This is a genomic window from Plantactinospora alkalitolerans (assembly GCF_015690345.1).
GTDB lineage: Bacteria > Actinomycetota > Actinomycetes > Mycobacteriales > Micromonosporaceae > Plantactinospora > Plantactinospora alkalitolerans.
Genome location: NZ_JADPUN010000341.1, coordinates 1 through 9,213, shown reverse-complemented (window position 1 = coordinate 9,213; position 9,213 = coordinate 1). Strand labels below are relative to the sequence as shown.

The window sequence follows — 9,213 nt, the reverse complement described above, 5'->3', positions numbered from 1 at the left end:
GAGTGTGGGGGTGCGGGGCATGGTGGGGCAGGCGGATCAGGGACATTTCCAGGACGTCCAGGTGACCTTCTCGGATGGGTGTCTGTGCCCTGATACATGGGGTCAATGCGATCATCTGTGTCGAGTTTGAGCAGTTCGCAGCCTTCAAGTGGTCGGTAGACGTGTCGGGCAGACATCGATGTGCTTGGTCGACATGTTCAGCCAGACGTTCCGACTTTGAAGGGCGGGGCGGTGACTCTCCCCGGGCCGAATACCGCATCCCCGGACCAGGACGGCAGTGGCGAAGATCCTCGGTCGCGAGGCCGCCGAACTCTGGCCCGACCCGTTCCGGCGCCGGGACATGCCGTGGTTCCGGCCGTGGGCCGATCGTGGCCAGCCGGCTCAAGCGGCAGGAGATCCTGACCGGCGACAAGCCGCCGCAGCTCGTCGCGGTGATCGACGAGGTGGTGCTGCACCGGCTGCTCGGCGACCGGGCGGTGATGCGGGAGCAGTTGACGCACCTGGCGGCGGTGGCCGGGCAGCCGCACGTGCAGGTCCGGGTGATTCCGGCGGACGTGCCCTGGCACACCGGGCTGGCCGGGCCGTTCGTGCTGGCCCGGCTCGACGACGGGCTCGAGCTGGCCTACCTGGACAACCAGCTCCGTGGTCAGATCCTCAACGATCGATCCGACATTGCTAGCCTCGGAAACAGGTGGGAGAGCATCACCGGAGAGGCGTTGCCCCGCCGACCGTCGATCGAGCTGATCAGGGAAGTGGCGAAGACATGGACATGACCGGCGCCCGGTGGCGCACCTCCACCCGGAGCAGCAACAACGGCGGCGACTGTGTCGAGGTGGCGGACAACCTGCCCGGCCGGGTGCTGGTCCGGGACAGCAAGGACCGCGACGGGGGCACGTTGCGCTTCGGCCCGGACGCCTGGCGCGCGTTCGTCGGGCTGGCCACGCGTTCCTGATCCGGGCACACCCGCCAACTCGGCGTACCCCTCGCGGGAACTGGGAGACCCTCTCGGGTGGCCGCGCGGTCGCATGCCAAGATCGGCACCTGATCGGATCTCCCCGCGACGCCTCCGGCCAGCGGGCCGACCTCGCCTGCCCTGCCCGTCGGTACGACCCGGAGGAGCCGTCCCATGCGCGACCGCCCGCATCCCCTGCCGAGGCTGCCCCGGCGTGCCCTGCTGCGCGGTGCGGCCGGTTCGGCGGCGCTGTTCGCGCTGACGGCCGCCCTGAGCGGCTGCGGCACCCGGGGCGCGCGGCAGACCGGGGCGAGTTGCGTCAGTGAGGATCTCTCCGGCACAGAGAAGAAGCTGACCTTCTCCAACTGGCCGCAGTACATCGACGTGGACGACAAGGACGGGTCGAAGCGGCCCAGCCTCGATGCGTTCCAGGCGCGGACCGGCATCCAGGTGACGTACACCGAGGACATCAACGACAACAACGAGTTCTTCGGCAAGGTACGGCCCCAGCTCAGCGCCTGCCAGTCCATCGGCCGGGACATCATCGTGCTCAGCGACTGGATGGCGGCCCGGGTGATCGGGCTCGGCTGGGTACAGCGACTCGACGGGGCGAGGCTGCCGAACGTCGGCCGGAACCTGCTGCCCTCGCTGCGCGACCGCCCGTACGACCGGGAGAACGTGCTCGCCATCCCGTGGCAGTCGGGGCTGGCCGGCCTGGCCTACAACGGCAACGTGACCAGGCCGGTCCAGACCGTCGACGAACTGCTCACCCGGCCCGACCTGAAGGGCAGGGTCACCGCGTTGAGCGAGATGCGGGACACCATGGGGCTGCTGCTCCAGGCGGGCGGGCACGATCCGGCGAACTTCACCGCCGACCAGTTCGACGAGGCGCTCAGCAAACTCAAAAGGGCCGTCGACGGTGGACAGATCCGGCGGTTCACCGGCAACGACTACGCCCCGGAGCTGGCCAAGGGGGACATCGCCGCCTGCGTCGCCTGGTCCGGCGACGTCATCCAGCTCGCCGCCGAGGACGAGCGGATCCGGTTCGTGGCCCCGGAATCCGGCGCGATGCTCTACTCCGACAACATGCTGGTGCCGAACCGGGCGACCCACCGGGCGAACGCCGAGGCGCTGGTCGACTACTACTACGAGCCGGCGATCGCGGCCCAGCTCGCGGCGTACGTCAACTACATCTGCCCGGTGCAGGGCGCACAGGCGGAGATGGAGAAGATCGCCCCGGAGCTGGCGACCAATCCGCTGATCTTTCCCGATCAGGCGCTGCTGGCCAGGTCGACGGCGTTCATGCCCCTCGACGAGGCCAGCGAGCGGGCGTACGAGTCGAAGTTCCAGCAGGTCATCGGGGGGTAGGGGTGGCGAGCGAGGAGCCGGCCGGCCAGCTGCGGCTGGTCGACCTGACCAAGCGGTTCGGCCCCACGGGCCGGCGGTTCGGCCCGACCTCCCGGCGGTCCGCGTCGTCGGGCAGTGGGGTCACCGCCGTGGACGGCCTCGACCTGAGCGTGCCGGCCGGGTCGTTCTTCGCCCTGCTGGGCCCCTCGGGCTGTGGCAAGACCACCACCCTGCGGATGGTGGCCGGGCTTGAGGAGCCGACCAGCGGCCGGGTGCTGCTCGGCGGGGAGGACATCACCGGGCTGCGGCCGTACCGGCGACCGGTGAACACCGTGTTCCAGAGCTACGCGCTCTTTCCGCACCTGGACGTCTTCGAGAACGTCGCGTTCGGGTTGCGGCGGCGGGGCGTACCGGACGTGGCCGGGCAGGTGCGGCGGATGCTGGCCCTGGTGCAACTCGACGGGTACGACCGGCAGCGGCCGACCCGGCTCTCCGGCGGCCAGCAACAGCGGGTGGCCCTGGCCCGTGCCCTGGTCAACCGGCCTCGGGTGCTGCTGCTGGACGAGCCGCTCGGCGCGCTCGACCTCGCGCTGCGCCGCCGGATGCAGCTCGAACTTCAGCGGATCCAGACCGAGGTGGGCATCACCTTCGTACACGTCACCCACGACCAGGAGGAGGCCATGACGCTGGCCGACACCGTCGCGGTGATGAACGCCGGCCGGATCGAACAGCTCGGTCCTCCGGCGGAGCTGTACGAGTTTCCGGCCACGGCCTTCGTGGCCAACTTCCTGGGCCGGTCCAACCTGCTCGCCGGCACGGTACGCGGACGCGGCGGCGACGATGTCCTGGTCGAGGCGTACGGCCGGCGCTTCTCGGTGCCGGTGGCCCGGTCCCGGACTCTCGGCGCGCCGGTACTGCTGGGGGTACGGCCGGAGAAGGTGCGGCTGGTCGGCGCGGTGGAACAGGTGCCGGACGGCCACCAGTGGCTCGACGGTACGGTCGGCGACGCCGTCTACCTCGGGGTGAGCACGCAGTACCTGGTCCGTACCGGTCAGGGTGTCGAGCTGTCGGTCTTCGCCGCCGCCGACGGGGAGGCGCCACGGATTCCGGTGGGGAGCGCCGTGGTCGCGCACTGGCACCCGAGACACGCCTTCCTCCTCGCCGGCACCGACACCGACACCGGCACCGGCATCGACACCGGCACCGGCACCGGCATCGGCGGTGCCGCGTCGGCCGGGGCCGGTTCGGTGGAAGCGACCAGGTCGTGATCCGGGCGAGGCGGCGGTGACCGGGGTACGGCGGCGCAGGCTGCTGCCGTACCTCCTGATCCTGCCCGGCGGGCTCTGGCTGGTGGTCTTCTTCGGAGTTCCGGCGATCCAACTCGGTGCCACCAGCCTCTACGACCCGGCTGGCTCACTGGCCGACGGGTACGCGATGACCTGGTCGTTCGGCAACTATCCCGATGCGCTGGCCGGATACTGGCCGCACCTTGGCCGGTCGTTCGGCTACGCCGCGCTCGCCACCGCACTGGCGTTGCTGCTCGGCTATCCGCTGGCGTACGTCCTCGCGTTGCGCGCCGGGCGCTGGCAGAACCTGCTGCTGGTCTGCGTGGTCGCGCCGATGTTCACCAGTTTCCTGGTCCGGACCCTGGCCTGGAAGGCCATCCTGTCCGACGGAGGCGCCCTGGTCGGGCTGCTCCGCGACCTGCACGTGCTGGGCCCGGACGGCCGGCTGCTCGCCTCACCGGTCGCGGTGGTGACCAGCCTGACCTACTGCTATCTGCCGTTCATGGTGCTGCCGATCTACGCCAGCCTCCAGCGGCTGGACCGTCGGCTGCTGGCGGCCGCGCAGGACCTGTACGCGGGCCCGAGCCAGGTTCTCCGGCGGGTCATGCTGCCGCTGTCGATGCCGGGGGTGGTGGCCGGAACCCTGCTGACGTTCATCCCGGCGAGCGGCGACTACATCAGCGCGGAACTGCTCGGCACCCCGAAGGAGTACATGATCGGTAACGTCATCGACTCGGCGTTCCTGGTCCGGCTGGACTATCCCCAGGGGGCGGCGCTCTCCGTACTGCTGCTGGGCGCGATCCTGGCGATGGTCGTCGGGTACGTCCGGCGGGCCGGTGCCGAGGAGGTGGGATAGCCGTGGGTGGCCGGTTCGGGCGCTGGATGGCCGACCACTGGCCGGTGGCCGTCGCCGCCGGCGTACTCGGCTATCTCCTGCTGCCGGTCGTGGTGGTGGCCGGGTTGTCGTTCAACCGGCCGTCGAGTCGGTTGTCGTACGACTTCCACGAGTTCACCCTCGACAACTGGCGGGACCCGTGCGGCAGTGCCGGGATGTGCGAGGCGGTGGTGCGGAGCGTACAGATCGGGTTCGTCGCCACGGTGGTGTCCACGGTGCTCGGTACGCTGCTGGCGTTCGCCCTGGTCCGGCACCGTTTTCGGGGGCGGACCGTCGTCAACCTGCTGGTCCTGGCGCCGATGGCCACCCCGGAGGTGGTGCTGGGCACCTCGTTGCTCGCCCTGCTGGTGGCCGCGGGAGTGCCGCAGGGCTTCTGGACCGTGGTCGTCGCGCACGTGATGTTCTGCGTCTCGTTCGTGGTGGTGACGGTCCGGGCCCGGCTGTCCGGAATGGACACCCGGTTGGAGGAGGCGGCGCTGGACCTCTACGCCAGCGAGTGGCAGGCGTTCCGGCGGGTCACCCTGCCGCTGGTGCTGCCCGGCATCGTGGCCGCCGCGCTACTCGCCTTCTCGCTCTCCTTCGACGACTTCGTCATCACGAACTTCAACTCCGGCACCACCGTCACGTTCCCGATGTACGTCTGGGGGGCCAGCCAGCGGGGCATCCCGCCCCAGGTGAACGTGGTGGGCACCGCGATGTTCGCGGTCGCGTTGCTGATGCTGCTCGTGGTACGGGTGCGGGAACGAGAGCCAGCGGCGTCAAAGTAAGGCACGCGGCGCGTCGACGCCAGTTACGGTGCGTCGGCTCCCGGGATTAGGCTGGACCGCCATGGAGCATCGTCATCTCGGTCGCAGCGGCCTGCTCGTCAGCGAGATCACCTACGGGAACTGGCTCACCCACGGGGAACTGGTGGCCAGGGCCGCCGCGCTGAGCTGCGTACGGGCCGCGTTGGACGCCGGAATCACCACCTTCGACACCGCCGATGTCTACGCCCGGGGTGCCGCCGAGGAACTGCTCGGCCAGGCACTGCGCGGGGTGCGACGCGAGTCGGTGGAGATCGCCACCAAGGTGTGCCTGCGGACCGGCGACGGCCCCAACGACCAGGGTCTGTCCCGCAAGCACATCCTGGAGTCCTGCAACGCCTCGCTGCGCCGGCTCGGCACCGACTACGTCGACCTGTACCAGGCACACCGGTTCGACGACGACACACCGTTGGAAGAGACACTGATCGCCTTCGACGACCTGGTACGGCAGGGCAAGGTGCTCTACCTCGGCGTCTCGGAGTGGACGGCGGCACAGATCCGGGCCGCTCTCGACGTCGCCGACCAGCTCGGGCTGCGCAACCGGATCGTGTCCAACCAGCCGCAGTACAACATGCTCTGGCGGGTCGTCGAGCCCGAGATCCTGCCACTGTGCGACAAGGAGGGGATCGGCCAGATCGCCTTCCAGCCGCTGGCCCAGGGCGTGCTGACCGGCAAGTACCAGCCGGGCCAGCCCCCGCCGGTCGGCTCCCGGGCGGCCAGCGGCGGTCGCGCGCCGATGTTCATCCAGCGGGTGCTCGGCGACGAACTGCTCCGCCGGGTCCAGCAACTCCGTCCCATCGCCGACTCCGCCGGTCTGTCGATGGCCCAGCTCGCGGTCGCCTGGACGCTGCGGCACCCAGGGGTCAGTACCGCGCTGATCGGCGCGTCCCGGCCCGAACAGGTCACCGAGAACGCGGCGGCGGCCGGCGTCCGGCTGGACGACGAGGCGATGCGCCGGATCGACGAGACGCTGGGCGACCTGATCGAGACGGACGCCACGAAGACCGCCCGGATGATGGCCGTCAAGCCCGACTGGGCCCGGGCGGAGTCGGCGTAACCCGGAGGACAATCGCGGAGACTCCTGCGGTACGTCGACGACGAATTTCGCCCGTCGTAGCCGGCCGTCGGAGTCGTACCCTCGACACCGGCGGTCGGCGGACCGGCGTGGACCCGACGTCCGGGAGAGGCACCGCATGAAGGTCATCCTGTTCGGCGCGACGGGCATGGTGGGGCAGGGCGTGCTCCGGGAATGCCTGTTGGACCCCAGGGTCGAGTCGGTCCTCTCGGTCGTGCGTACCCCGACCGGGCGGCGCGATCCGAAACTGCGGGAGCTGGTCCGGAAGGATTTTCTCGACTTCACCGACGTGGCGGGGGAGTTCGCCGGCTATGACGCCTGCTTCTTCTGCCTGGGCATCTCCTCGTTCGGGATGAGCGAGCCGGACTACACCCGGGTCACCTACGACTTCACGATGGCCGCGGCCCGGATGCTGGCGCAGGTCAATCCCGAGCTGACCTTCGTCTACGTGTCGGGGCAGGGCACCGACGGCACGGAGCAGGGACGCAGCATGTGGGCCCGGGTCAAGGGTCGGACCGAGAACGCGCTGATCGCGCTGCTACCCAACGCGTACGCCTTCCGGCCCGGCTTCATCCAGCCACTGCACGGCGTCCGGTCCAGGACCCGGTGGTACCGACTCCTGTACACGCTGATCTCACCGTTCGCCGCACTGCCGCGCCGGCTCTTTCCGCACAGCGTCACCACGACCGAGCAGTTGGGGATCGCCATGTTGACCGTCGCCGAACACGGCTTTCCCCGGCACGTACTGGAGAACCGGGACCTAACCGGGTTCGGCCCGCAGGCTCGGCGCTGACTGAGAGATCGCAAAGCCCGGCGGAACGCTCCGCTGTGGGCACGGCTGCTCAGTCGAACCAGTCTGGGTCGCCGGTCCGGATCAGGGTGGCGAGGGTGGCCCCGTCCTGGAAGGCGTTCTGGAGCAGGACGCCGAGTTGCCTTAGCGCCGCCGGATCGGTCCCGTGGGCGACGAAGGTTCCGGCCTCCGGGTCGTACCCCAGCCGGTCGGCGATCTCCGGGGCGTGCGTCCGTACCGCCGAACGTGCGACGCCGGACCAGTCGTAGCCGTTGCCGAGATAGCCGCACTCCTCGAAGACGTCCGACACCCGGACCATGTCCAGGTCACTGAGCATCAGGCAGTAGGTGCCGGGATCGTGGTCGTACTCGAAGAGCCTGAACGGGTTCAGGGAGTCGTCTACTTCGATCACGCGCGGATTCTAGGCCGGGCCACCGACAGGTCGGTCAGCCGAACCTCGTCCGGAACGCGGCGTAGGTCGGGGCGTCGGCCTGCCGGTCGAAGACGGCGAAGACCACGTGCGCGAACCACGGGCTCTGTCGCAGGGCTTCGGCGAACGCGTCCGCCACGGTCGCCGGCTCGTTGCCGAAGACGCCGCAACCCCACGCTCCGAGGACGAGGGTCCGGTGTCCGTGCGCCGCGGCCACCGCGAGCACCCGGGCGGCCCGTCGGCGCAGGATGGCCGGAATCTCGGCGAGGTGTTCGGGCTGGTTGCGCAGCATCGCCGACCGGTTCGGCGCCGCCGAGGTCAGGAACGAGGTCGGGTACGGCGCCGCCAGCGCGGCACCACCGTCGTCCCGGAACACCGGCACGGCCGGAGAGTAGATGACCCGGTCGCTGTAGCCGAGGTACGGCTCGGTACGGTGCCGGGCGTAGAAGTCCCCGGCGGCACGGAGGCAGGGGTACAGGGCCGAGCCACGAGCGATGCTCTCCTCCTGGGCCTGCGCGCCGTTGAGGAAGCCGCCGCCCGGGTTCCGGGCCGAGGCGAAGACCAGACAGGCCGGATCACCGCCGAGCCGGCGGGTCGCCGCCAGGGTCGTTTCGTTGGTCACCTCCACCACCGGCGGAGCCTCGGCCGGCGCGGGCGCCGGCAGGGCCTCGTCCGGCAGGTACAGCCGGGTGCCGGTCACCGCTGCGGTCACCTGGTCGGCGATGACCACCTCCGCGCCCCGTTCCGTACGGTAGAAACCGCGTTCCACGGCCGCGACCGTCTCCTGGGCGATCGCCCTCAGCCGTCTGCTCACGGCAGCCATCATGCGCGATCGGCCCGGCCGTTTTCTCGATCTTCGTCCTCAACGGTGTGCTGATCGGTTGGCGCCAGGCGTATGACGTCGCTGTTCTGATCACCTCACCGGCAGCCACGAGTTCGCCGCTGGCGGCGTGGTTGCTGTCGGTGGCGGGATGCGCGGTTCGCGGGTGTTGCCATCCTGGAGGGTGCGTGAGATCACTAAACTTCTCTGTCGTGACACCGACCGCGCTGCGCCGTGCCGCCCGTATCTGCCTTGTAATCCTGGTCTTCGCGGCGTTCGCCGCGTTCATCCCGCCCTGGCTCACCCGGACCAACGGCGACACCCTCAACGGGCTTAACCTCCGTCACCTCGCCTTTGAGCTGAACGACCAGCCGTACCCAGTGGCCCAGCTCTTCACGGAGGTTCTGCACCTGCCCATTTATCTCGCGATTCTGCTGGTCCCGGGCGTCGCGGTGCGTTCGCGCTGGGGGCGGATCGTCGCAGTGCTCCTCGGGCTGCTCGCCACTGTGGTGGCCGTGGGTGCGGTGTTTGTTCTGCACGGAACGATGGAGGACTACTGGGAGCCGGCGTGGACGCAGCGGTACCAGCTGTTCGCTGTCGCGGTGGGCCTGGTCGCGGTGCTGGTCCTCGGCGCCGTCGTCACGTTGGCCTTGGGGCGTCGCCAGGTGTACGCGGTGGCCGTGGCGCTGCTGCTGGTCGGTTCGGCCGCGCTCCATCTCTACAGCGTCGCGGTGCTCTCGTGGCTGGGTCGGTCGACGTCGAGGTGAGCCTGGTGGCCTGGGCACCAGGGCCGGCGTGGCTGCTCGCGGCCGGCT

Annotated in this window: 11 protein-coding genes; 9 read left to right on the top strand and 2 right to left on the bottom strand. The window is 69.9% G+C overall.

Annotated elements, in window-relative coordinates:
• Positions 1-368 precede the first annotated feature (368 nt).
• The 8 genes from I0C86_RS45285 to I0C86_RS36365 all read left to right on the top strand — a co-directional run bounded on the left by I0C86_RS45285 (position 369) and on the right by I0C86_RS36365 (position 7,151).
• The gene (locus I0C86_RS45285) at positions 369-773 is read left to right on the top strand and encodes a DUF5753 domain-containing protein (protein ID WP_323374067.1); all 405 of its coding nucleotides are present in this window, start codon (positions 369-371) and stop codon (positions 771-773) included.
• Positions 764-952 carry a DUF397 domain-containing protein gene (locus tag I0C86_RS36395; protein ID WP_196205850.1) on the top strand — a complete coding sequence of 63 codons (189 nt, stop codon included), beginning with the start codon at positions 764-766 and terminating at the stop codon, positions 950-952. Before I0C86_RS45285 ends, I0C86_RS36395 begins: the two co-directional genes overlap by 10 nt.
• 174 nt (positions 953-1,126) lie before the next feature.
• On the top strand, positions 1,127-2,320 hold the full coding sequence (locus I0C86_RS36390; RefSeq protein WP_196205849.1) for a polyamine ABC transporter substrate-binding protein: 1,194 nt from the start codon (positions 1,127-1,129) through the stop codon (positions 2,318-2,320).
• Between the two features lie 2 nt (positions 2,321-2,322).
• Complete coding sequence (locus I0C86_RS36385; protein ID WP_196205848.1) at positions 2,323-3,567, top strand: ABC transporter ATP-binding protein; 1,245 nt, start codon at positions 2,323-2,325, stop codon at positions 3,565-3,567.
• Between the two features lie 16 nt (positions 3,568-3,583).
• The gene (locus I0C86_RS36380) at positions 3,584-4,441 is read left to right on the top strand and encodes an ABC transporter permease (RefSeq protein WP_323374066.1); all 858 of its coding nucleotides are present in this window, start codon (positions 3,584-3,586) and stop codon (positions 4,439-4,441) included.
• 2 nt (positions 4,442-4,443) lie between these two features.
• On the top strand, positions 4,444-5,247 hold the full coding sequence (locus I0C86_RS36375; RefSeq protein ID WP_323374065.1) for an ABC transporter permease: 804 nt from the start codon (positions 4,444-4,446) through the stop codon (positions 5,245-5,247).
• A gap of 61 nt (positions 5,248-5,308) precedes the next feature.
• The gene (locus I0C86_RS36370) at positions 5,309-6,340 is read left to right on the top strand and encodes an aldo/keto reductase family protein (protein ID WP_196205846.1); all 1,032 of its coding nucleotides are present in this window, start codon (positions 5,309-5,311) and stop codon (positions 6,338-6,340) included.
• 136 nt (positions 6,341-6,476) lie between these two features.
• Entirely contained in the window at positions 6,477-7,151 is a 675-nt protein-coding gene (locus I0C86_RS36365; RefSeq protein ID WP_196205845.1) for a Rossmann-fold NAD(P)-binding domain-containing protein, read from the top strand.
• 49 nt (positions 7,152-7,200) lie between these two features.
• On the opposite strand, the gene I0C86_RS36360 is transcribed toward I0C86_RS36365, so the two are convergent.
• On the bottom strand, positions 7,201-7,560 hold the full coding sequence (locus I0C86_RS36360) for an immunity 51 family protein (RefSeq protein WP_323374064.1): 360 nt from the start codon (positions 7,558-7,560) through the stop codon (positions 7,201-7,203).
• Positions 7,561-7,594: 34 nt separating this feature from the next.
• Positions 7,595-8,392 carry a TIGR02452 family protein gene (locus I0C86_RS36355; protein WP_196205844.1) on the bottom strand — a complete coding sequence of 266 codons (798 nt, stop codon included), beginning with the start codon at positions 8,390-8,392 and terminating at the stop codon, positions 7,595-7,597.
• A 218-nt stretch (positions 8,393-8,610) separates the two neighbouring features.
• Here I0C86_RS36355 and I0C86_RS36350 point away from each other — a divergent pair, with 218 nt between their 5' ends.
• A complete protein-coding gene (locus I0C86_RS36350) occupies positions 8,611-9,165 on the top strand; it encodes a hypothetical protein (RefSeq protein ID WP_196205843.1) in 555 nt (184 codons plus the stop codon).
• Positions 9,166-9,213 lie beyond the last annotated feature (48 nt).